19 protein-coding genes and 1 pseudogene are annotated in these 21,230 nt (G+C 73.8%); 10 read left to right on the forward strand and 10 right to left on the reverse strand.

Annotation, left to right across the window (positions count from 1 at the left end; all coding sequences use genetic code 11):
- Positions 1 to 96: 96 nt before the first annotated feature.
- Positions 97 to 1,203: a YncE family protein gene (locus MUU72_RS23685; RefSeq protein WP_248015390.1), complete on the forward strand. Its 1,107-nt coding sequence runs from the start codon at positions 97 to 99 to the stop codon at positions 1,201 to 1,203.
- Between the two features lie 222 nt (positions 1,204 to 1,425).
- On the opposite strand, the gene MUU72_RS23690 is transcribed toward MUU72_RS23685, so the two are convergent.
- Positions 1,426 to 2,208, reverse strand: a complete 783-nt coding sequence (locus MUU72_RS23690; RefSeq protein WP_248015391.1) for a TetR/AcrR family transcriptional regulator C-terminal domain-containing protein — start codon at positions 2,206 to 2,208, stop codon at positions 1,426 to 1,428.
- A 441-nt stretch (positions 2,209 to 2,649) separates the two neighbouring features.
- Between MUU72_RS23690 and MUU72_RS23695 the strand changes: the two genes are divergently transcribed.
- Positions 2,650 to 4,245 (forward strand): MDR family MFS transporter, encoded by a 1,596-nt coding sequence (locus MUU72_RS23695; RefSeq protein ID WP_248015421.1) that lies wholly within the window; start codon positions 2,650 to 2,652, stop codon positions 4,243 to 4,245.
- 230 nt (positions 4,246 to 4,475) lie between these two features.
- Positions 4,476 to 5,030: a DUF6924 domain-containing protein gene (locus MUU72_RS23700; protein ID WP_248015392.1), complete on the forward strand. Its 555-nt coding sequence runs from the start codon at positions 4,476 to 4,478 to the stop codon at positions 5,028 to 5,030.
- A 69-nt stretch (positions 5,031 to 5,099) separates the two neighbouring features.
- Here MUU72_RS23700 and MUU72_RS23705 read toward each other — a convergent pair whose 3' ends face one another.
- The gene (locus MUU72_RS23705; protein WP_248015393.1) at positions 5,100 to 5,939 is read right to left on the reverse strand and encodes a helix-turn-helix transcriptional regulator; all 840 of its coding nucleotides are present in this window, start codon (positions 5,937 to 5,939) and stop codon (positions 5,100 to 5,102) included.
- A gap of 331 nt (positions 5,940 to 6,270) precedes the next feature.
- Between MUU72_RS23705 and MUU72_RS23710 the strand changes: the two genes are divergently transcribed.
- Complete coding sequence (locus MUU72_RS23710) at positions 6,271 to 6,495, forward strand: tautomerase family protein (RefSeq protein WP_248015394.1); 225 nt, start codon at positions 6,271 to 6,273, stop codon at positions 6,493 to 6,495.
- A 69-nt stretch (positions 6,496 to 6,564) separates the two neighbouring features.
- On the opposite strand, the gene MUU72_RS23715 is transcribed toward MUU72_RS23710, so the two are convergent.
- The gene (locus tag MUU72_RS23715) at positions 6,565 to 7,704 is read right to left on the reverse strand and encodes a DUF1152 domain-containing protein (RefSeq protein WP_248015395.1); all 1,140 of its coding nucleotides are present in this window, start codon (positions 7,702 to 7,704) and stop codon (positions 6,565 to 6,567) included.
- A gap of 251 nt (positions 7,705 to 7,955) precedes the next feature.
- Between MUU72_RS23715 and MUU72_RS23720 the strand changes: the two genes are divergently transcribed.
- On the forward strand, positions 7,956 to 9,338 hold the full coding sequence (locus MUU72_RS23720; protein ID WP_248015396.1) for an STM4012 family radical SAM protein: 1,383 nt from the start codon (positions 7,956 to 7,958) through the stop codon (positions 9,336 to 9,338).
- Positions 9,339 to 9,450: 112 nt separating this feature from the next.
- On the opposite strand, the gene MUU72_RS23725 is transcribed toward MUU72_RS23720, so the two are convergent.
- Positions 9,451 to 10,383 (reverse strand): DMT family transporter, encoded by a 933-nt coding sequence (locus MUU72_RS23725; RefSeq protein WP_248015397.1) that lies wholly within the window; start codon positions 10,381 to 10,383, stop codon positions 9,451 to 9,453.
- Between the two features lie 309 nt (positions 10,384 to 10,692).
- On the reverse strand, positions 10,693 to 11,301 hold the full coding sequence (locus tag MUU72_RS23730; protein WP_248015398.1) for a TetR/AcrR family transcriptional regulator: 609 nt from the start codon (positions 11,299 to 11,301) through the stop codon (positions 10,693 to 10,695).
- Positions 11,302 to 11,362: 61 nt separating this feature from the next.
- Between MUU72_RS23730 and MUU72_RS23735 the strand changes: the two genes are divergently transcribed.
- Positions 11,363 to 12,727 carry a flavin monoamine oxidase family protein gene (locus MUU72_RS23735; protein WP_248015399.1) on the forward strand — a complete coding sequence of 455 codons (1,365 nt, stop codon included), beginning with the start codon at positions 11,363 to 11,365 and terminating at the stop codon, positions 12,725 to 12,727.
- 384 nt (positions 12,728 to 13,111) lie between these two features.
- On the opposite strand, the gene MUU72_RS23740 is transcribed toward MUU72_RS23735, so the two are convergent.
- On the reverse strand, positions 13,112 to 14,158 hold the full coding sequence (locus tag MUU72_RS23740) for a CPBP family intramembrane glutamic endopeptidase (protein WP_248015400.1): 1,047 nt from the start codon (positions 14,156 to 14,158) through the stop codon (positions 13,112 to 13,114).
- 238 nt (positions 14,159 to 14,396) lie between these two features.
- On the reverse strand, positions 14,397 to 15,668 hold the full coding sequence (locus tag MUU72_RS23745) for an MFS transporter (RefSeq protein ID WP_282504504.1): 1,272 nt from the start codon (positions 15,666 to 15,668) through the stop codon (positions 14,397 to 14,399).
- Positions 15,669 to 15,741: 73 nt separating this feature from the next.
- Between MUU72_RS23745 and MUU72_RS23750 the strand changes: the two genes are divergently transcribed.
- The 3 genes from MUU72_RS23750 to MUU72_RS23760 all read left to right on the forward strand — a co-directional run bounded on the left by MUU72_RS23750 (position 15,742) and on the right by MUU72_RS23760 (position 18,470).
- Positions 15,742 to 16,497: a DeoR/GlpR family DNA-binding transcription regulator gene (locus tag MUU72_RS23750; RefSeq protein WP_248015401.1), complete on the forward strand. Its 756-nt coding sequence runs from the start codon at positions 15,742 to 15,744 to the stop codon at positions 16,495 to 16,497.
- A 2-nt stretch (positions 16,498 to 16,499) separates the two neighbouring features.
- On the forward strand, positions 16,500 to 17,144 hold the full coding sequence (locus tag MUU72_RS23755; protein ID WP_248015402.1) for an HAD family hydrolase: 645 nt from the start codon (positions 16,500 to 16,502) through the stop codon (positions 17,142 to 17,144).
- Between the two features lie 411 nt (positions 17,145 to 17,555).
- Positions 17,556 to 18,470, forward strand: coding sequence for an SDR family oxidoreductase (locus MUU72_RS23760; RefSeq protein ID WP_248015403.1), 915 nt, complete (start codon positions 17,556 to 17,558; stop codon positions 18,468 to 18,470).
- 10 nt (positions 18,471 to 18,480) lie between these two features.
- Here MUU72_RS23760 and MUU72_RS23765 read toward each other — a convergent pair whose 3' ends face one another.
- Entirely contained in the window at positions 18,481 to 18,744 is a 264-nt protein-coding gene (locus tag MUU72_RS23765) for a hypothetical protein (protein ID WP_248015404.1), read from the reverse strand.
- The gene (locus tag MUU72_RS23770; RefSeq protein WP_248015405.1) at positions 18,741 to 19,649 is read right to left on the reverse strand and encodes a LysR family transcriptional regulator; all 909 of its coding nucleotides are present in this window, start codon (positions 19,647 to 19,649) and stop codon (positions 18,741 to 18,743) included. Before MUU72_RS23770 ends, MUU72_RS23765 begins: the two co-directional genes overlap by 4 nt.
- Positions 19,650 to 19,772: 123 nt before the next feature.
- Between MUU72_RS23770 and MUU72_RS23775 the strand changes: the two genes are divergently transcribed.
- Positions 19,773 to 20,705 carry an EamA family transporter gene (locus MUU72_RS23775; RefSeq protein WP_248015406.1) on the forward strand — a complete coding sequence of 311 codons (933 nt, stop codon included), beginning with the start codon at positions 19,773 to 19,775 and terminating at the stop codon, positions 20,703 to 20,705.
- 81 nt (positions 20,706 to 20,786) lie between these two features.
- On the opposite strand, the pseudogene MUU72_RS23780 reads toward MUU72_RS23775, so the two are convergent.
- A pseudogene (locus MUU72_RS23780) lies at positions 20,787 to 21,180 on the reverse strand (transposase); the annotation flags it as partial.
- Positions 21,181 to 21,230 lie beyond the last annotated feature (50 nt).

The following is a 21,230-nucleotide window of genomic DNA, read 5'->3' on the forward strand; positions in this document are numbered from 1 at the left end:
GCCTATCTTTGCATTGCGGTGGAATCTGCCGCAGCCGAGAGTGGAGAGGTCCGCGAAAACGTGCGACGCCCCCTCACCCCGAACGAAGGAGCCCCGGTGCAGCAGTCCCCGCACGAGCCCTCGCCCGCGTCCTCCCCTGGGTCCCCCCGTGCCGGCCGCGAAGGCGACGTGCTGGCCGTGGTCAGCCAGGGCGGACCGACCGTCTCGTTCTTCGACGCGGCCTCCGACCGCCACCTCGGCACCGTGGAAGTCCTCGCCGAACCCCACGAGTTGTGCTTCGATCCGACGCAGCGCCTGCTGTGGTGCACCACGACCTACCGCGCGGGCTATTACCACGCGAACGCCGGACGGCGCACCGAACTGACCGTCATCGACGCCGACACCCGCCGCATCGTCGAGGTCATCGACCTCGCCCCGGAACACGGGCCGCACGGCCTGGCGCTGGATCCGGCGCGGGGCCGCCTCTACGTCAGCGTGGAGGGCGCGGCGGACCGGCCCGGCGGCGTCGTGGTCATCGACACCGGGACCCGCCGGCCCGTGGGCCGGATCGACACCGAGGCCCCCGGCCCGCACTGGTTCGCCATCGACCCGGCCGGCCGGCGGGGCTACGCCACCAACAAGGAGGCCCCCTTCGTCTCGGTCGTGGACCTCGAACAGGGCGTCCTCATCGAGAAGATCGAGGTGCCGGGCAGCGAAGGGCTCGCCGTGTCCCCGGACGGCGCGCGGGTCTACGTCGCCGCGCCCTACGCCCTCTTCTCCGCGCCCTCCGGGACTTCGGAGGGCGGCGGGGGACGACCGGCCGCCGGGATCCGGGTCATCGACGCCCGGACGGCGACCGTCGTCGACACCCTCCCCACCGAGAGCGCCGTCCTGCCGGTGCATCTGACCTCGACGGGCAAGCTGCTCGCCGGCGAACTGCGGATGGCGCCGGACCCGGCCTCCCGGCTCGGCCGCCAGACGACGGGCCGCCTCCGGGTCTTCTCCGCCGCCACCCACGAGCCCCTGGCCGAACTGGCGGTGGGCCGCGGACCGTTGACCATCACCTCGTCCCCCGACGGCCGGATCGCCTACGTGGCCTGTGTCGCCTCGTCCACGGTGGACCTGATCGACCTGGACACGATGCAGAGCCTGTCCCGGCTGGACCTCCGCAAGCACGGCGAAGCCGGCGCCCACGGCATGGCGTACCTCCCCCGCCCGGCCTGATCGGCGGGCGAACCGGCCGTACTTGGCGCGGCGGGGCGCCGGTGACCTGGTCGGGAGTATCCGTCGGCCGGGCGCCGAGCACCGTACCGGAGGACACCGCATCGAGGTGGAACGCGAGGGGACAGGCGGTCACTTCTCGTTCCTGAAGGGCGGCTGTGCGGGCCTGCCCGAGCGCGGCGAGCGGTGCGCTGCCGCACTCTCGCCGCGCCGTCGGCCGGAGGGTCAGATTCCCAGGCGGGCGGCGATGCCTTCCAGGACGCTGTCGAGGCCGGTTTCGAAGCGCCATTGCGGGTCGTCCTTGCGGGTGGCCGTGCGGAGGTAGCGCTCGTAGGTGGGGTAGCGGCCGGTGCTCATCAGATAGCGCATCTGCGGGGCGAGGGCGTCCCGGACGTCGTCCGGGCGGGTCCAGCCTTCCTGGGCCATCAGCAGATACTGGGCGCACTCGGCGGTGACGGCGCCGTGGACGTAGGAGCTGACGGTGCCGACGACGGCCATCATCGCGTCGGCGCCGAGGCCCAGCCCGTCGAGTGAGGCGAGGGCGCGTTCGGCCGCCGCCATGCGGTGGGGGGTCAGCGCGCGCAGCGCCTGGGGCGAGGAGATCTGGGTCAGCCACGGGTGGCGCAGCATGATCTCGCGGGTGCACAGGGCGTTGGCGCGCAGGACGTCCCGCCAGTAGCGGAGTTCGTCGGGCACGGTCAGCTCCGCGTAGACCGCGTCGGTCATCAGGTCCAGCAGGTCGCCCTTGCCGGAGACGTAGCGGTAGGCGGCCATGGGGGCGACGCCGAGTTCGGTGGCCAGCCGGCGCATGGTGACCGCGTCGATGCCCTCGGCATCGGCGATCCGGACGGCCGCGGTGGCGATCTTCTGCGGGGTGAGCGCGGCGCGGGGCGCCGGGGCGGGCCGGTCCAGACGCTCCCACAGTGAAGGGGCGGGAGCCGTCGGGTCCTTGGCCCCGCCCACTTCCCCGGCCGCGGCCTGCTTCTTCCGTCCCTGCTGTCCTGCCATCCGAGGTGCCCCTTTCCGCCGAGCCCGGCCGCCGGCCTCGGCCACGTTCCGGGCTCTCTCCCGGGCCTCCCTCGCAGCCTGGCTGCCGTGCGTACAACGTATCAGCAGTGGACGCCGTACACGCCGGTGTGTACGTTGTATCTGCCCGATACGGCGTACACGCGCACCCGCCGAGCGTCGCATCCGTGCCGGTCGGCGGCGTCGGATGGGTCCGGCGCGTTGGTCGATGCCGCCCTGGACGGCGGTGATCGCAGGGAGGGGAACGTCATGGAAGTATCGCGCGGCGAGGAAGACGTGGAGAACGCGGCGTACATGGTGAACGCGACGAACGCGATGAACGCGATGAACGCGATGAACGAGGCGCACGTGGCGGGGCGTCGGGAGTCGGCGGACCCACCGCCCGCCTCATCGGAATCAGCAGGCCCACCCGGCTCGTCCCGGATGCCTTACCTCGGGGTGTTCGGGCTGCTGCTCGGGATGTTCCTGGCGATGGTCGACGGGATGATCGTGGGCACCGCGCTGCCCACGATCGTCGGCGAACTCGGCGGGCTCGCCCAGCTGTCGTGGGTGGTGACCGCCTACCTGCTGACCACCGCCGTGGCGACACCGCTGTGGGGGAAGCTGGGCGACCTCTACGGCCGCAAGGGCGCGTTCATGGCATCGGTCGCGGTCTTCCTGACCGGCTCCATGCTGTGCGGGCTCGCCCAGGACATGGCGCAACTGATCGCGTTCCGGGCGGTGCAGGGGCTGGGCGCGGGCGGTCTGATGGTGGGCGCCCTGGCGGTGATCGGGGTACTGGTGCCGCCGCGGCAGAGTGGCCGGATCCAGTCGATGCTCGGCATCATGATGCCAGTCGCCTTCGTCGGCGGGCCGCTGCTGGGCGGCTTCCTGACCGACCATCTGAGCTGGCGCTGGGCGTTCTACGTGAACGTTCCGCTGGGCGCCGCGGCGCTGGTGATCGTTGCCGTCGCGATCCGGCTGGACCGCGGCGGGCGGAGCACCCCGCGGATCGACTGGCCGGGCGCGCTGCTGCTGTCCGTCGGCATCCTGGCGCTGACGCTGCTGGCCAGTTGGGGCGGCGTCCGGTACGGCTGGGGCTCGCCGCAGATCGTCGGGCTGGCGGTGGTGGGGGTGCTCGCGCTGGCCTGGTTCGTCCGGGTGGAACGGCGGGCCGTGGAGCCAGTCATTCCGCCGCGGCTGTTCCGCAGCCGCAACTTCACCCTCGCCCAGCTGCTCAGCTTCCTGGTGGGTGGGGTGATGCTCGGCGCGACCAGCTATCTGCCCCAGTACTTCCAGTTCGTGCAGGGGCGGACGCCCACGGCCGGCGGTCTGCTGCTGCTTCCGCTGATGTTCGGGATGCTGGGTGTCCAGCTCGGCACCGGGACGTTGATCAGCCGGACCGGCCGCTACCGGGTCTACCCGATCCTGGGCGGGGGAGTGCTGACCGCCGGTCTGCTGCTCCTGCTGACGCTGGGCGTGGACACCGCCCCGGCGCTCGCCTCCGCGCTCGGTGTGGTCGCGGGCATGGGGATCGGCTTCGTGATGCAGAGCACCATGATCATCACCATGAACAGCGCCGAGCCCCGCGACATGGGCGCGGCCAGCGGGACGGTCACGCTGCTGCGGACGGTCGGCGGTTCGCTCGGCGTCGCGCTGCTCGGCGCGGTCTTCACCGACCGGCTGGCGGGCGAACTCACCGGTCGGGTGGGCGCGGAGGCGGCGCACCGGCTGACGACGGGCACCGGGACGATGACGCCGCAACTGCTGCACGGCCTGCCCGGCCCCCTCCGGGACGCCTACCGCGCGGCGGTCACCAGCGGACTGCACGGGGCCCTGCTCGGCGCCACGGTGCTGGCCGCCCTGGGCTTCGCCGCGGCCTGGTTCGTCCACGAGGTGCCGCTCCGCGAGACGGCCGCGGCGGACTCGCCGGCGGCGGACACACCGGTGAAGGGCCCGGCGGCGGCCGACTCGCCGGTGCCCGATTCGGCGGCGGCCGGTGGCCCGGGTGAGCGCGCTGCCGCGCGAGGTGGCGGCTGACGGGGCGTGGGGGCGCAAGGGGGCGGGGCGCGTTGGCGGGGCGTGAGGGCGCAAGGGGACGGGGCGCGTTGGCGGGGCCGGTGGTGACGGCTTCCACCACCCGGGCCAAGCCATCCGCCCCGGGCACAACCCCCGCCCGTGCCGCCTGACCGGCCGATCGGACAGGCCGCCACCCAGCTCTGACCTGGCAGATCACGCCTCCTCCCACCCACCCCCTTAGGGTCCACGGCATGGATCACGATCGACGACCGATACGCCTGCCCCGCTTGGACGCCATTCCCGTTCTCCGGACCGACTTCACCGACCACGCCGGTTGGGCGCGCCTGCTGCACGCCCTGGAGTTGCCCGTCACCTTCGACGAGAGCTCGCAGGATGTCTGCGACTACGACCGGGCCCTTTCGTATGTCACCCCGGTCGACAAGGAGAAGTACCGGGGCCTGCTGCTGGAGACGGTGCTCGCCGCCGCCCCCGACACCGGCCACGACCTGCCGTACGACCACCTCTATCTGGCCGACGCCGAGACCTTCGCCTCCGACGAGCTGCCGCTGCTCGGCATCGACATCCATGTGGACGACGCGGGCGATGAGCCCTGGCCGCGCGAGGAGCCGTTCCGTGTTCCGGCCCTGCACGTGGCCGGCGTCGAAATCAACGACAGCATCGCCAACGTGTTCTTCCGCGAATTCCACGACGCCGACTGGTCGGACTTCGAGGTGCATGCGGCGGGCCCAGGGACAGCCGTGTACGAGACGTTTCGTCAGATGGATCACCTGGATCGAGTGGAGTAGGAGGAGGGGGCGGTGGGTGCGGCGAGGACGAGATCCGTGGTGGTGGCCGTGCCTGACGGGGAGTGAGCCCTACACCGCGAAGTTTTGCGTTCCCACCACCGACAGCAGTTCCAGCTGGTCCGCGCCCGCGGAGCCGGGCGGTGCGGAGAACCACAGCAGCCGCTGCCGCCCGTCCTCGCTGAACAGGTTGTGACAGTCCAGCTCGATCACGCCGAGGGAGGGATGCACGATCCGCTTCCGGTCGACCCGGCGCAGCGCCACCTCCCGCTGCTCCCACAGCCGTTCGAACTCCTGACTGCGCTGCCGCAACTCCGCGACCAGCCCGGTCACGTCGGACTCCCCGGACCTGCGCGCCGAGACCGCACGCAGGTCCGCGACGAAGGCCCGTGAGTGCTTCTCGGCGTCCTCCGGCGGGTAGAGGCGGCGGGCCTCGGGGTCGGTGAACCACCGGTGGACGAGACTCGCGCCCCTGCCGCGCTCTTGCGGCGGCGGCCCGAGCAGGGCCAGCGCGAGTCGATTCTGCACCAGGGTCTCGTGCAGGTCCGTGATGATCTGGGCGGGTGTGGTGGTGAGCCGATCGAGCAGCCCGAGCAGGCCGGGCTCGACGTGGCCGAGCGGTCCGTGCGAGGGCGGAGCCGGGTGCCCCGCGAGGTGGAAGAGGTGATTGCGCTCGTCACTTGTCAGCCGCAGCGCGCGGGCCAGCGCGGTGAGCATCTGCGGCGAGGGTTGCGCGCCCCGGCCGCGCTCCAACTCGGTGTAGTAGTCGGCCGACGCGCCCGCGAGGCGGGCCACCTCGTCGCGCCGCAGGCCAGGCACCCGCCGCCGGGGGCCGGCCGGCAGGCCGACCTCGGTGGGGCGGATGCGGTCCCGCCGTGACTTGAGGAACGCCGCGAGCTCGTGAAGGTCCACCCGGCCATCCTCTCTTGCCCACTCCGGCGCAACCAGGGGTTGTCACCCCCAGGGTGAGCGCAGCCCTGGCTCCGCCCGGCGCCAGGCCGGAAGGTGGTACCGCCAAGCAGCGGGCAGCCAGCGGGCAGGCAGGGGGGGGGCAGTCAGGTGCAGGCAGTAGACAGTCACCAGGCAGTCACCAGGCAGTCCGGCAGAGGACCAGCAGACGCAGGAGCCAGGAGGCACATCAGCCCGACACATCGCTCAGACACACCATCCAGACACACCACCCGGACACCCCCCACACGCCACCCCCACACCACCCCGACACCTCACCACAAGGAGCACGCCCATGCCGTTCGCCACCTTCAAGGTCCCCGCCGGAACCCTCACCAGCGAGCAGAAGGAGAAGATCATCACCCGCACCACCGACCTCTACGCCGAGATCTACGGCGACTTCGCCCGACCGAACACCCTGGTGCTCGTGGAGGAGGTCACCGACGGCGGCTGGGGCATCGGCGGCCGGGTACTGACGCTGGCGGCGATCGAGGCAATGGCCCGGTCCGCCGAAAGCTGAGACGCGTCCGGCATCGCTCCGGGCAGGGGCGATGCCCCACGGACGGTCCCTCGTACGCCCTCGGTGCCGTTACCCCGCCAGTCGCCACAGGGGTGCGGCGTCCCGGGAGGGGGACGCCGTGCGGAGGTGGTCGCGGAGTTCGGTCCAGGCTGCCTGGTCGAGGTCCAGTTCCTCGATGATGCGGCGGGAGGTGACGTAGGAGATTCCGGCACGGGCGGTGCGGCGTTCCCACTGGGCGAAGCGGTCGACCAGGGGCGGTGGGGAGCTGGGGTGACCGGTGAGCCCGGTCATGGTCGGCGCGGAGCCGGCCGCCTCGCCGGGCCGCGTGCCTGGTGGGGCGGTGCGGGCCGCGCGGGCGCGTTCGCGGGCGATCTCGGAGAATCCGCATACCCGTTCACTCGCCCGCTCGGCCTCGGCGAGGTCCGTCGTTCCGATCAACTCCCTTGCCAGCGGGTTGAGTTCCCGTGCGCGAGCCGCCGTGAGCCGGTAGAGGGCGGGGCTGGTGGCGGTGAGGGTGACCGGGTGCGGGGCGTCCCGGGTGCCGCAGACCCCGCGGATCCCCCGGGCGGCCGCCACCAGCAGGGCGCTCGCCTCCGAAGGGTGCCAGTCGAAGACCCGCTCCACCGGCAGCGTGTCGGCGGTGGTCAGGGTGCGCAGGGGGGCGCCGAGCTTGGGCAGCAGGGCGGATTCGGGGACCTCGGAGTCGAGTCCCGGCCCGGCGACGTGCACGAAGGCGGGGAGCGCGGTGTGGGCGCAGGCGGCGAGCGCCAGGGCGTCCCCGAGGGGGCTGCGCAGGGTGGGTTCGGTGCCGTCGGCCAGGACGTCGCCGCCGACATCGACGATGTCGAGCCGGTCGGCCCCGCAGTACGCCGCGGCCTCCTCGATCTGCCGGGCCAGTCCCGTCGCGCCTTCGTAGGGGTCGAGCAGGCCCAGTTCGGGCCGCAGCCCGGCGGCCAGCCTGGGCAGCAGCGAGCCGGCCGGGGGGCGCGGTGCGGTGGCCGGGGTGACCAGGCGCAGCGTCGGGCCGGCCGGCACGGTACCGGTGAAGTCGGACGGCCGGCGCGGCCCCGGCACCGGGTCCACCACCAGCCGTTCCCAGGCATAGGTCAGTACGAGGGCGGGCTCGCCGGCCCCGTGGAGCGCGGTGTGCACCATCGCCGTCGTGATGGCGTCCCCACCACCGCCGGCCGCTAACAGGAGTCGCTTCATGGGCGACAGGGATATCCCAAAGCGGCAGCCGATTCCAGGGTGTCTCGGTTCCGCCCCGGCGGCCCGAGGCATGTGCCTGTGTCAGGTTTGGGGCCTTTGGGCAATCGGAGAAATCATCCAACTTCGGCCACTCCCGTAGCAGTTACTTCATGGGTTCGCCTCATGTCACCCCTGCCCCGTTGTCGACCAGGCTGTCCCCGGCGCGACGTGATCCATTCCGATGTGGCCGACCCGGAAGGAAATCCACGCAAGTGGCAACCTCGTTACCGCTCCACATATCGTCCTCCGCCCCCGAGGAGCCGACGACTCCCTACAAGCAGTACGTGTACGCCTATCCCCATCAGAAGGCGTACCGGCTCGGCACCGACCGGCCGCCGCTCTCCGAGGTCTGGGCCGGCGAGCGGCTCGACGCCCTCTCGCTCTACGTCCACGTCCCGTTCTGCGAGATGCGCTGCGGGTTCTGCAACCTCTTCACCCGCACCGGAGCTCCGGAGGAGGTCACCAGCGCCTTCCTGGACACGCTGGCCCGGCAGGCCCGGGTGACCCGCGAGGCGCTGGACGCCAACGGCACCCCGCGGTTCACCCTCGCGGCGTTCGGCGGCGGCACCCCGACCTATCTCACCGCGGACGAACTGGTCCGGCTGTGCGACATCTGCGAGCACGTGATGGGCGCGGACCTCAAGGCGGTGCCCTGGTCGGTGGAGACCTCGCCGGCCACCGCGACCGCCGACCGCATCGCGGTCCTCGCGGAACGGGGCGCCACCCGGCTGAGCATCGGCGTGCAGAGCTTCATCGACGAGGAGGCGCGGGCCGCCGTACGGCCGCAGAAGCGCTCGGAGGTGGAGGCCGCACTCGGCCGGTTGAAGGAGGCCGCCTTCCCGATCCTCAACATCGACCTGATCTACGGCATCGACGGCCAGACCGAGCAGAGCTTCCAGGTGTCGCTGGACGCGGCGCTCGGCTGGGAGCCCGAGGAGATCTACCTCTACCCGCTGTACGTCCGGCCGCTGACCGGGCTCATGGCCCGGCACGACAAGAGCGGCGAGCTGTGGGACGAGCAGCGGCTGCGGCTGTACCGCTTCGGACGGGAGTACCTGCTGTCCGCCGGGTACCGGCAGACCTCGATGCGCGTCTTCAGCCGCATCGGCTCCGCCGCGGTCGACGGCGCGGACGACAGCAACATCAGCGAGTACAACCAGCAGGCCGGGATGGTGGGTCTCGGCGTCGGCGCCCGGTCGTTCACCACCGGCCTGCACTACACCACCGACTACGCGGTCGCGGTGCCGGAGGTCCGGCGCATCATCGACGAGTACATCGCCACGCCGACCGAGAAATTCCGGCGCGCGCAGTGGTCGTTCCGGATGGACGACGGCGAGCGCCGCCGGATGTTCGTCCTGGGCATGCTGCTGGAGTCGGGCGGCCTGCCCGTCGAGCGCTACCGCGAGCGGTTCGGCAGTCTGCCGCAGGAGGACTTCGCCGCCGAGTTCGCCCTGGTCACCGAGCGCGGCTGGGTGGAGCGGGACGATGCGGTGCTGCGGCTCACCCCGGAGGGGATGGCCTGGGCGGACGCCATCGGTCCGCTGTTCTTCTCGTCCCGGGTGAACGAGGCCATGGCCACCTATCAGGACCGCTGACCCGCATCAGCGCCCCTGACGGGGGCTCGGTCTCCTCGCGCGCCATCGTCCCCGGCCGCGCGAGGAGACGCAACCCCCCGCCGCCCAGGGCCTCCGGGCCGGCCGGCGGCGGTCAGCTGCCGCCCTCCGCGGCCGGTACCGGGCCGGCGCGGCGCCGGGCCGGCAGGGAGACCACGACGAGGCCGCCCAGCAGGAGCACCGCGCCGAGCACGGCGGCCGCGCCCGGGCGCTCACCCAGCAGCGCCACCCCCCATACGGCGGCGACCAGGGGTTCGGCCAGGCTGAGCGTGCCGACCGTGGCCCCGCTCAGCCGCCGGACGCCCCGGGTGAACAGCAGGTACCCCAGGGCCGTCGTGGCCAGCGCCAGCCAGCCGATCAGGACCAGCGCGCGCGGTTCGGCCAAGCCCTGGGGGTGGGTGAAGACCCAGGGTGAGACGAGGAGTCCGGCGCAGAACACGCTCGTCGGGGCCGCGGTCGCGGTGTCCGCGCCGCGCGCCTCCAGTTGCTTGGTCGCCGAGATGTAGATCCCGAAGCCGGCTCCGGCGACGATCCCGAGCAGCACGCCCACGCCGTCGGTGGCCGCGCCGTCGGCCGGGACGAGGAGCAGCACGATGCCGACGACGGCGCCCGCGGTGCCGCAGGCCCATCGCCCGCCGAGCCGTTCGCCGGCCAGCAGCCGGCCGCACACCCCTGAAACGACCGGGACGGTGCCGAAGGTGACGGCGGTCGCCAGGGCCGCGCCGCTGCGGGCCACGGCCTCCAGGAAGCATGCCTGGAAGGCGGCCGTGACGGCGATGCTCACGACCGTCCAGCGCCAGGTGTGCCGCTGCCAGACAGAGCGGATGCCGGCCGGCCGCGCGGTGCACAGTCCCAGCACGAAGCCGCCGAGCAGCATCCGGCAGGCGCCGATCGCCACCGGGGACGCACTGGTTGCGGCGAGGATCTGCGCGGGTCCGACCGTGCCCCACAGGAACGCCGCCGCCAGGACCGGCGTCACCCCGCCCCGGAACACGGCACGCCGCGCCGTGGCCACTGTGCTCGTCACGCGATTCCATTCCGCAGGGCCGGGCAGGTTCCGCGGCACAACTCACCCCGGCGGCACACCCGGCATGTCCTGTCCCCGACGCTACGAGCCCGGGCAACCCGCACCCCATTGGGGGAAGCCACCAACTCGGCGCCACCGCCTTGGAGTTACCACCGGCGCGGCATCCCGTCCTCCGCCTGGCGCGCACGCCGGGCCAGGGCGCCCCCCCCGGCCGGTCGGCGGGTACCAGGGCGTGCCCTCGCGCGCGTCCTGCTGAGGGGGGAACGCGCCGGACGCCTTGGCGGGCGGCTTCGTCGGGCAGGTCCGCGGTCACGCCGACGGCGGACCGGCGTCGGTCACCACCCCGCCGATGAGATCGCGGACGAGGCCGGCCGCCTGCGCGCGGGCCTGTTCCGGCTCGTCGGTCTCCGCGATGGTGATGGACAGTTCGGTGAGCGCGCCGTAGAACGCCCGGGCGACCAGGTTGGCCGGGTGGGGCCGCAGGCGGCCGGCGTCGAGTGCGGCGTTGACGACGTCGAGGACCAGGCCGCCGAGGTGCAGATGGTCCAGCTCGCGCCACCGCTGCCAGCCCAGGGCGATCGGCCCTTGCAGGAGCACGATGTTCCGGTAGGGGCCTTCGGCGCAGACGTCCAGGAACGCGTCGACACCCCGGTGGGCGCGCTCGCGGGGATCGGATACGGGGGCGATCGCCGCCCGGATGCGTGCGGTGGCCTGCCGTTCCAGCTCTTCGAAGACGGCCTCGAAGAGTCCGGGCTTGCCGTTGAAGTGGTGGTAGAGCGCGCCCCGGGTCAGCCCGGCGGTGCGCACGAGTTCCTCTGCGGAGACGGCCGCGTAGTCCCGTTCGGTGAAGAGCCGCAGCCCGGTGTCGAGCAGGGTGCCGCGCGTGTTCTCCGCGTACTTCTCGCGCAGTGTTTCCATACGCCATGAATAACACATACGTTGTGTATGCCAGATGCATTGCGTATGAAGGGTGGACGTCATGGAGAAGTCGGTGGACGTCGTGGTCGTCGGGGCCGGGGTGGCGGGCCTGGTGGCCGCCCGCGACCTCGTACGGAACGGAGCGGACGTCGTGGTCCTGGAGGCACGCGACCGGGTCGGCGGCCGGCTCCTCAACGCGGAGCTGCCCGGCGGCGCCCCCATCGAGATGGGCGGTCAGTGGGTCGGCCCCACCCAGCACCGGGCCATCGAACTGATCGGGGAACTGGGTCTGCGGACCTACCCGACGTACGACGACGGCGAGCACATCGGGGAGGTCGGCGCCACCCGCTACCGGTACACGGGCCGGATCCCCAAGCTGAACCCGCTGGTCCTGGCCGACATCGGGCAGACCCGGTACCGCCTGGACCGGATCGCCCGCCAGGCGGCGGCGACCGATCCGTGGCGGGCGCCCGGGGCCGAGGGCCTGGATCGCCGGACCTTCGACACCTGGCTGCGCAGGACCGCGCGGACCGCGGGCGGGCGGGACTTCTTCCGGCTGGTCACCGAGGGCGTGTTCTCCGCCGAGCCCGAGGACATGTCCGCACTCTGGGCCGCCTTCTACGTCGGTTCCGCCGGCGGCCTCGACCCGCTGATCAACGTCGTCGGCGGGGCCCAGCAGGACCGCGTCGTCGGCGGAACGCAGCGCATCGCGCTCCAACTGGCGCAGCAACTCGCCGACCGGGTCGTCCTCGAAGCGCCCGTCACCGACATCGACTGGCAGCCCACCGCGACCTCGGGCGTCCGCGTCACCACGCGCAGGGGCCCGACCGTCCGCGCCCGGCGCGCCGTGATCGCCGTCCCGCCGCCGCTCGCCGCCCGCATCCGCTTCGCCCCGGGCCTGCCCGGTGACCGGGACCAACTCGTCCAGCGGATGCCGATGGGCCGGGTGATCAAGGTCAACGTCGCCTACGACGAGCCGTTCTGGCGCCACGCCGGTCTCAGCGGCCAGGCCAACAGCACCCGCCGCCCCTTCGGCACCGTCTTCGACAACACCCCCCACGACGGTTCCTGCGGCGTGCTCGTCGGCTTCCTCGAAGGCCGTCACGCCGACACGGGCTCCCGCATGGATCCCGCCGAGCGCCGGGCCCTGGTGATCGACGACCTCGTCGGCTACTTCGGCCCCAAGGCGCGCACCCCCCTCGCCTACCTCGAACGCGACTGGGCGGAGGAGGAATTCAGCCGCGGCTGCTACGGGGCCTTCGCCGTCCCCGGCACCCTCACCCGCTTCGGTCCGGCCCTGCGCCGCCCGGTCGGCCCCCTGCACTGGGCCGGCACCGAGACCGCCACCCGCTGGGCGGGCTACCTCGACGGCGCCGCCGAATCCGGCCACCGCGTCGCCGACGAGATCCTCCCCGCGCTCTCCTGACCCCGCCACATGAGCGAGGCCCCCACCATGCCCCCCGACCCCGCCACCGCTTCCGCCCCGACCTCGACGCCCTCGTCGAGCGCCTCGCCGCGGGCGAACGCGCCTGGACCCGTACGGGCTTGACCGAACGGCGCGCGCCGCTCCTCGACGTGGCAGCCGCCACCGCGGCCGTGGCCGAGGGGTGAGCGCGCGGCCCGGCCGGGATCAAGCAGCTCAACCTCGCCTCCCCGCTCGTCGGCGGGGAGTGGCTGAGCGGTCCTTACGCGCCGGAACGCACCCTCCTGACCGGCCTGGACCTCCACCGCCGCCCGCACCGGCCGGCTCCGTACCCGGTTCGCCGCCCGCCCCGCCGGCGAGACCTGCCCGCCCTCTGCGCCTCCGCGATCAGCGGCTGACCTCCGTCCCGTCGGCGACGGTGTGCGCCGCACCGACACGGCGCACACGGGAGGCAGACGGGGCGGAATGCGGCATGCCGTCCCGCGGCGCCGACGTGCCGGGTGTCGCGGGGGTACGAGGCGCATGTGCCGTGCGGGGCGGGTGAGTCGGAGTGGTGGGCGGGAGGCGGAGGCGGCCGGTGAGGGCCAGGAAGGTGACGAAGGCGGCGACGGCGATCCAGCCGGGCCAGCCGGTGAGTCCCATCCGCAAGGGGTCCAGCGGAGCGCCGGGATCGGCGAATTCCTTGACCATGCCGACGCTCGCGGTGCTGACGAAGGCGTGCGCCAGGACGGCGGGGAGCACCGAGTCCGAACGCAGCCGCAGCCAGGTGAAGACCGGCAGGATCAGCGTGCAGCTGACCACCATCGCGGGCACCGACACGTACCACGGCCGGCCCGGGTACTGGCCGCCCATCAGGAGGGTGGGCAGGTGCCAGAGCGCGAAGGCGGCGCCGGTGAGGAGGTAGGCCGCCACCAGCCGGTGGCCGCGTCCGGCCCGGGCCAGGCGCGGGAACAGGTAGCCCTGCCAGCCCAGTTCCTCGCCGAAGAACAGCGGCAGGGAGAGCAGGATCTGCACCAGCATGCCGGCCGCCCAGCCGCCCACCGAGCGCCAGTGCACCTCGCCCAGCGGGTAGGCCCCGGTGGCGCTGCCCAGGGCGAGGGCGGCCACCGTCAGCCCGGCGGGCACGGCAAGCCCCGCCAGGCACGCCCGCACGCCGCGCCCCCACGGCCGCGGCCAGCGCAGGGCCAGCACGTCCCGCAGCCGGCCGCCGGGCTCGACGAAGCGGATCACCAGCAGCGCGGCCAGGGCGGGTGCGAACATCGCGGCGGAGATGCAGACTTCGGCCAGTGTCCCGGTCTCCTCCCGCGCGTCACCGCGCTGGAAACCGCCGATCAGCAGCGGCGCCATCGCCAGCCACATGCCCAGGCAGGCGAGCACCAGGAACACCACCGGACCGCGCCGCCGGGTGGCCCCGTTCGTCAGGGAATGTTTCATGGTGACGACGCTAGGCGCACCCGGCGGAGGGGAGAATCCGGCCCGCCCCACCCCGTCCACCGGCGAGCCGCAGGGGAGGGGTGGGGCTGTCCCCCGCATGATCCCTGCTGCCCTTACCCGCGCTACGGCAGCCCGCGCGCCAGGGGAGGGAATTGCGGCCGGCGGACGGTGCCCGGCCGCGGCCTGCCCCGGCCACCGGTAGGCACCGGTCACCGGCAGGCACCGCTCCGCCCCGGCATCACCGGTCAACGCCGCGCGCCGGCTCGGGAGTTCCGGCGCGCAGGACTCCGGCCGCGGCGGCGGCCACGACGCAGCACGCCACCGGCAGGAACAGGGCGAGGTTGAGCGGTACGGCCTGGGTCAGGGGGCCGATGACGGCGGGGCCGGCGAGCATGCCGAGGTAGCCGAGGCCGGCGACCCGGGAGACGTTGGCGCCGGCGTGCGCGGGGTCGAAGTGGCCCGCGGCGCTGAAGAGTTGCGGTACGCACCCGGACAGTCCGGCGCCGAACACCGCCCAGCCGGCCAGGGCCAGCGGCACCCAGGGGGAGAGGGCCGCCGTGGTCAGTCCGGCGGCGGCCGCGGCGGCACCGCAGCGGAGCAGGGCGACCGGGCCGAAGCGGCCGGCCGCCCGGTCGGCCAGCAGGCGGCCGAGCGTCATGGTGGTGGCGAAGGCCCCGTACGCGAGCGCGGCGGTGGCGGCGGGCGCGTCCAGGACGGTACGGAGGTGCAGCACGCTCCAGTCGTTGGCCACGCCCTCGCAGAGCATGATCATCAGGGCCAGCGCGGCCAGCACCCAGATGGGACGGGGAGTGGTGCGGCGGGCCCGGGCGGCGGGCGGAGTGGTGGCTTCCGGGTCGGCCGGCCCGGGGGCGCGGGCTTCCGGGGCGGTGGCCGGCAGCAGTGCGGGGGCTGCCAGCGCGGCGACCGCCAGGCCGAGCAGCGCCACCGCCCCCAGGGTCGCCGCCGGCTGCCAGCCGAGGGCGAGGGTCCGGGCGCCGACCAGGGAGGCGAGCACGCCGCCCAGGGAGAAGGTGGCGTGGAAGGCCGACATGACGGGCCGCCGGTAGGCGTGCTCCACCTGGACGGCGTGGGCGTTCATGCTGACGTCCAGGCAGCCGTTGCCGAGGCCGAGCAGCAGCAGGGCCGCGCCGAGCGTCCAGGCGTGCCCGGCCAATCCGGGCAGGACCACGGTGAGGCTGCACAGCGCGGCGCTGCACGGGACGACGACCCGGGCGCCGAAGCGGTCGGTGAGCGGCCCGACGAGCTGCATACCGGCGAAGGCACCCGCGCCGAGCAGCAGCAGAAGCCAGCCGAACACCGCGTGGCTGACGCCCACCCGGTGCTCGACGCCCGGGATGTGGACGATCCACATCCCCATCAGGAAACCGTTGAGGGCGAAGTAGGCGAAGGTGGCCGCCCGTCCGGCCCGCAGGCGTGGTGCGGTCCCGGCGGTCGTCCGCCCGGGCTGCGCTGTGCTCGACTTCGCGGCCGTGCGCGTCGTTCTCTCCATGAGGCGAACATAACGAACGTTGAGCATGTTCGGAAGGTTGCTTTTCGAACAGTGGTGATGTTCAGATGGGGGCATGGCTGATAGTGCACGACTGAAGCGGATCACCGAGGCGGTACGGGACGCGGGGCGCGTCGGCGTCGCCGAACTCGCCGCACTCACCGGCGCCTCGGAGATGACCATCCGCCGCGACCTGGAGGCGCTGGCCGCCCAGGGCGTCCTGGAGCGCTACCGCGGCGGCGCCCGCAGCCTGCTGCTGCGCGGTACGGAACCGCCGTTCGCCCTGCGCGCCCAGGAGGGCCTGGAGGTCAAGCGGCGCATCGCCGCGGAGGTCGCCGGGCTGATCGCCGACGGCGAGTCCGTCGTACTGGACAGCGGAACCACCTGCCTGGAAGTGGCCCGGGCGCTCGCGCACCGCCGGCTGACCGTCATGCCGCTGTCGCTGCACGCGGTCAACGCCCTCACCGACGGCCCGCACCTCACCCTCCTCGTACCGGGCGGCCGGCCGCGCCCCGGGGAGCTGGCGCTGACCGGTCCGCTGGCCGAGGCGTCCCTGACCGCGCTACGTTTCGACACCGCCGTCATCGGCTGCTGCGGCCTGACCGCGGAGGACGGTCTGACCGCGTTCGACCTGGACGACGCCGCCGTCAAGCGCACCGCGATCGGCTGCGCCCGCCGGGTGATCGCGGTCGCCGAGGCGGGCAAGCTCTCCCGGACCGCCCTGGCCCACGTCGCTCCCGCCTGCGCGCTGCACGCCGTGGTCACCGACGCCGCCCCGGACGACCGCACGGACCGGCTGACCGCGGCGGGCCCGACCGTGCGGACGGTGTGACGATGCCGGCGACGCAAGGGACCGCGGCCGCCCCGGCTCCCGGCGGCACCGTCCTCTTCGACCTCTTCGGCGTCCTCGCCCGCCCGCAGTCGGCCGCCGGCCGGCGGCGCCTGGTCCGCGTGGCCGGGGCGCCCGAAACCGCCTTCTGGGACGCCTATGGGGACCTCCGCCCGCCCTACGACCGCGGGGAGACCGACGGTCCGGGCTACTGGCGGCAGGTGGCCGCCCGGCTGGGCACGCGCCTGGACCGGGCCCGGACCGCGGAGCTGATCGCCGCCGACGTCGAGAGCTGGAGCGCGGTGGACGGCGCCACGGTGGCGCTGGTCGGGGAGCTGGCCGCCCGGGGGACGACGCTCGGCCTGCTCTCCAACATCCCCGAGGAACTGGCCCGCCACTACGAAAGCCGCCATGCCTGGCTCGGCCACTTCCGGCTCCGGGCCTTCTCCTGCCGCATCGGGCACGCCAAACCCGCACCGGCCGCCTACCGCTGGTGCCTGGCGGCGCTGCCCGGTCCGCCGGAGCGCATCCTGTTCGTCGACGACCGGGAGGAGAACGTCCGGGCCGCCGAAGCGGCCGGTCTGCGCGGCCACCACTTCACCGGCGCGGAGCGGCTGCGCGCCTGCCTCGCCGACCGGGACGGCCGATAGGCCGTACGGGGGCGCCGACCGAGGGCCGGGGCCCGGTTGCCCGGGGTGCCCACGGTGGCGGGTTGGTCGGCAGGGACCCGCGGGCGGGCGCGGGACCCCGCCCCGCCCTGCGCCACCCCGCCCGATCCGGGCGGCCGGTGCATAACTGCCGGGCGTCCTGGGCAAGTCGGAGGGCCGGGGGCGTGAGGGCGGGCAGGACGAGGCCCCGCGTGGTCATGCGCGCCCCGCCCCCGCGTGTGACGCCGTTCGGCCGGTCCCGCACCTCTGGCACTGTGACGGGGGCCACATCGGCGCCACGGTAATACACGTCAGTAGATGGCGGGTTTCCGCAGCAGGATCGCAGCCGTCACGCCGCAGTAGCCGGGCAGTGGCACTTCGCCCAGAGACCACCGCGGAGACGGAAGGACGCACATGAACGCACCACTTACGGGGAAGGTCGCGCTCGTCGCCGGAGCGACGCGCGGCGCCGGACGGGGCATCGCGGTCGAACTCGGCGCCGCCGGGGCCACCGTTTACGTCACCGGCCGCAGCACCCGCGCACGGCGCTCGGAGTACGACCGCCCCGAGACCCTTGAGGACACCGCCGACCTGGTGACCGGGGCCGGCGGCCGCGGCATCGCGGTCCCCACCGACCACCTCGTCCCCGAGCAGGTCCGCGCCCTGGTGGACCGGATCGACGACGAACAGGGCCGGCTCGATGTGCTGGTCAACGACATCTGGGGCGGCGAGCACCTCTTCGCCTGGGACACCCCCGTCTGGGAGCACGACCTCGACAACGGCCTGCGCCTGCTCCGCCTCGCGGTGGAGACCCATGCCGTCACCAGCCACCACGCGCTGCCGCTGCTGCTGCGCAACCCGGGCGGACTGGTGGTGGAGATGACCGACGGCACCGCCGAGTACAACAGGGAGACCTACCGGAACTCGTTCTTCTACGACCTCGCCAAGACCGCCGTGCTCCGCATGGCCTTCAGCCTCGGCCACGAACTCGGCTCGCGCGGCGGCACCGCGGTGGCGCTCACTCCCGGCTGGATGCGCTCGGAGATCATGCTCGACCAGTTCGGGGTGACCGAGGAGACCCGGCGCGACGCGCTGGAGAGCGAACCGCACTTCGGCATCTCCGAAACGCCGCGCTACGTCGGCCGCGCGGTGGCCGCGCTGGCCGGCGACCCCGAGGTGCACCGCTGGAACGGGCAGTCGCTGTCCAGCGGACAGCTCGCCCGGGTCTACGGGTTCACCGACCTGGACGGCAGCCGTCCCGATGCCTGGCGGTACATCCCCGAGGTCCAGGACGCCGGCAAGCCGGCCGACGCCGCCGGATACCGCTGACCGCCCCACCTCACCCAGGACCGTGGCCGGCGTGCTCACACGCCGGCCCGCAGGGCCGCCGGAGCCCGGCCGCACCGGGCCCGGCCACGGTGGCGACGCGCCGGTCCGGCGCCTCGCGGACCAGCCACCCCAGCACGACGAGGCGCCGGGCCACCGCCGCGGCCGGCGCCCCGGCGAGGTGCCGGCGCGGACCGCTCCGGTCCGCGCAGCCCCGCACCGGCGGCCGCCGGGAACGCTCCAGCGGCAGCGGTCCCGGGGCACGCGCCGCGGTCACGGCCGGCGGTCCTCCGGGAGCGCCGAGCGGGCCGCGAGCAGGTCGGTGATCAGGGCGAGCGGGGGCCAGTTGAGGCGGCCGTGGCGGGCGACGGCGTGGGCGCGCAGCACCACGTCCGGCGCGTGGAGCGGGATCAGCCGGACGTCCGGGGCGGTGGGCAGACCGGCCGGCAGCAGGGCCACACCGAGCCCGGCGGTGATCATGCCCTGCACGAGGTCGAGGTTGTCGGCCCGGTGCGTGATGCGCGGGGTGAAACCGGCCATCGAGGCGAGGGTGCGGATGACCGTCTCGTCCGCGGTGCTGCGGGAGTTGACGATCCAGTCGTGCCCGGCGAAGCGGGCGAAGACCTCGGGCGCGGTCCCCGGCTGCGGGTCGGAACGGGCCGGAACGCCCAGGCCCCACCGTGCGGTCCACAGGCCGGTGGACCGCACCGCAGGTTCGGCGGTGGCCGGTGCCAGGTTGTAGTCGTAGGTCAGGGCCAGGTCCGTCTCGTCCGCGGCCAGCAGCGCCAGGGCCTCGGTGGGCTCGTGTTCGCGGACGAGGAGGTGCAGGCCGGGGTGGCTGGTGGCCAGCTCGGTGACCAGGGGCAGCAGATGGGCGCGGATCGCGGTGGCGAAGCCGGCGACCCGGACCGTGCCGCGCGGCTCGGCGCCGGGCGCGAGGTCGAGGTGGGCGGCTTCCACGGCGCCCAGGATGGTCACGGCGTGCTCGGCGAGCCGGCGGCCGGCCGGGGTGAGCCGGACCCGGCGGCCGTGCGGTTCGATCAGGGCGGTGCCCATCTCCCGGGCCAGCACCGCGATCTGCTGGGAGACGGTGGAGGTGGTGGTGCCGGTCGCCTCGGCGACCGCGCGCATCGAGCCCAGCCGGGCGAGCTCCACCAGCAACTGCAGACGGCGGGTTTCCATAAGGCCATTGTTCGCATTCCCCGAACGGAATGTCCATGAACAGCACGTGGACATGAACGATGCGCAGGGCATCTACTGGCCCCCATGAGTCCCTCCCGCCCCACCCGTCCCACAGAGCACACCGTGCCCCGCCCCCGTCGTGCCGCCGCCGGCCGACCGCGCCTGCGCGGCGCCGAGACCGGCTTCCTCATGGCGGTGGCCTCGATGACCTCGATCCAGCTGGGCCTGGCCCTGGCCGTGCCGCTGTTCGGCCGGCTCGGTGCGCTGGGCACGGCGGGTCTGCGGCTGGGCTGGGGCGGACTGCTGATGCTCGTCCTCATCCGCCCCCGCCTGCGCGCCTTCACCCGGCGGGACCTGCTGGCCTGCGCGGTGCTGGGTGCGGCGACCGCCGGGATGATGGTGTTCTTCATGCTCGCGGTCGCGCATCTGCCGCTGGGTACGGCGAGCGCGCTGGAGTTCCTCGGGCCGCTGGCCGTCGCGCTGTGCGGCCGGGGCGCCGGGCGCAAGGTGTGGACGGCGCCGGCCGCGCTGGGCGTCCTGCTGCTGACCGAGCCCTGGCACGGCGGCTTGGACGCCACCGGCCTGGTCTGCGCCCTGGCCGCCGCCGGCTGCTGGGCGCTCTACATCCTGCTGACCCAGCGCGTCGGCGACCGGGTCACCGGTTTCAGCGGCCTCGCCGTCTCCATGCCGGTCGCCGGTGTGCTCGGCGTCCTCGTCGCCGGCCCGTCCCTGGCCGGCCACCTGACCTGGCAGGCGCTGGGCACCATGCTGCTGCTGGCCGCGGTGAGTCCGGTGCTGCCGCTGGCGCTGGAATTCCTCGCCCTGCGGCGGCTGACGACCTCGGCCTTCGGCACGCTGATGAGCCTGGAACCGGCCATCGCGCTGCTGATCGGCCTGCTGGTGCTCGGCCAGACCCCGGGCCTGACGGCCGCCGCGGGCGTGGCGTGCGTGGTCGTCGCCGGTGCCGGCGCCACCCGGACCGGCGCGCGCACCTCCGGACCGGAGCCCGCCCCGGCCGCGGACGACCGGGAGCCCTGCCCGGCCGGAACCGGCTGAGGACCGCCCCCGCCGTCCCGTCCGCCGGGCTCGAGCCGCCGTCCGCCGGACGGGACGGCTCATCGGGCGCGCGCTCCACGGCCCGGCCCCGGAGCCGTGCTCGGTGCCGCGCCGGGCACGACTGGCTTGATGCCCTTTGCCCAGACCTGGCGGCGATAGCAGTCGGGGTCGTAGCCGCGGTCGGCGTAGACCTCCTTCGGTCGCTTGCGGGGCCGGTCACGTTTGCCGCGGATGGCGGGGACTGCTTCCCACAGTGGCATCAGCTGGGTGACGTCGTTGCGGTTTCCGCCGGTCAGGGTGACGGCCAACGGGATGCCTGTGGCGTCGCAGATCACGTGGTGCTTGGAGCCCGGCCGTCCCCGGTCGACCGGGCTCCGTCCGGTTCTGGGCCGCCCTCGAGCGCTCGTACGTGAGAGCTGTCGATCACCGCCCGCGACAGGTCCAGGCGGTCGGTGGCCCTCAGTTCGTCCAGCAGGTCTGCGCGGCGATCGCGAGCCGCAGGAACGAGAAGCCGCGCGGCGGTCC

The organism is Streptomyces rhizoryzae (genome assembly GCF_023155275.1).
GTDB classification, from domain to species: Bacteria; Actinomycetota; Actinomycetes; order Streptomycetales; family Streptomycetaceae; genus Streptomyces; species Streptomyces rhizoryzae.

Bases quoted from the DNA above. Each gene is read 5' to 3' on its own strand.
- MUU72_RS23690 (WP_248015391.1), bottom strand. From the start codon at position 2,208: ATGGCAGGACAGCAGGGACGGAAGAAGCAGGCCGCGGCCGGGGAAGTG.
- MUU72_RS23695 (WP_248015421.1), top strand. From the start codon at position 2,650: ATGCCTTACCTCGGGGTGTTCGGGCTGCTGCTCGGGATGTTCCTGGCG.
- MUU72_RS23700 (WP_248015392.1), top strand. From the start codon at position 4,476: ATGGATCACGATCGACGACCGATACGCCTGCCCCGCTTGGACGCCATT.
- MUU72_RS23710 (WP_248015394.1), top strand. From the start codon at position 6,271: ATGCCGTTCGCCACCTTCAAGGTCCCCGCCGGAACCCTCACCAGCGAG.
- MUU72_RS23715 (WP_248015395.1), bottom strand. From the start codon at position 7,704: ATGAAGCGACTCCTGTTAGCGGCCGGCGGTGGTGGGGACGCCATCACG.
- MUU72_RS23730 (WP_248015398.1), bottom strand. From the start codon at position 11,301: ATGGAAACACTGCGCGAGAAGTACGCGGAGAACACGCGCGGCACCCTG.
- MUU72_RS23735 (WP_248015399.1), top strand. From the start codon at position 11,363: ATGGAGAAGTCGGTGGACGTCGTGGTCGTCGGGGCCGGGGTGGCGGGC.
- MUU72_RS23740 (WP_248015400.1), bottom strand. From the start codon at position 14,158: ATGAAACATTCCCTGACGAACGGGGCCACCCGGCGGCGCGGTCCGGTG.
- MUU72_RS23745 (WP_282504504.1), bottom strand. From the start codon at position 15,668: ATGGAGAGAACGACGCGCACGGCCGCGAAGTCGAGCACAGCGCAGCCC.
- MUU72_RS23750 (WP_248015401.1), top strand. From the start codon at position 15,742: ATGGCTGATAGTGCACGACTGAAGCGGATCACCGAGGCGGTACGGGAC.
- MUU72_RS23755 (WP_248015402.1), top strand. From the start codon at position 16,500: ATGCCGGCGACGCAAGGGACCGCGGCCGCCCCGGCTCCCGGCGGCACC.
- MUU72_RS23760 (WP_248015403.1), top strand. From the start codon at position 17,556: ATGAACGCACCACTTACGGGGAAGGTCGCGCTCGTCGCCGGAGCGACG.
- MUU72_RS23770 (WP_248015405.1), bottom strand. From the start codon at position 19,649: ATGGAAACCCGCCGTCTGCAGTTGCTGGTGGAGCTCGCCCGGCTGGGC.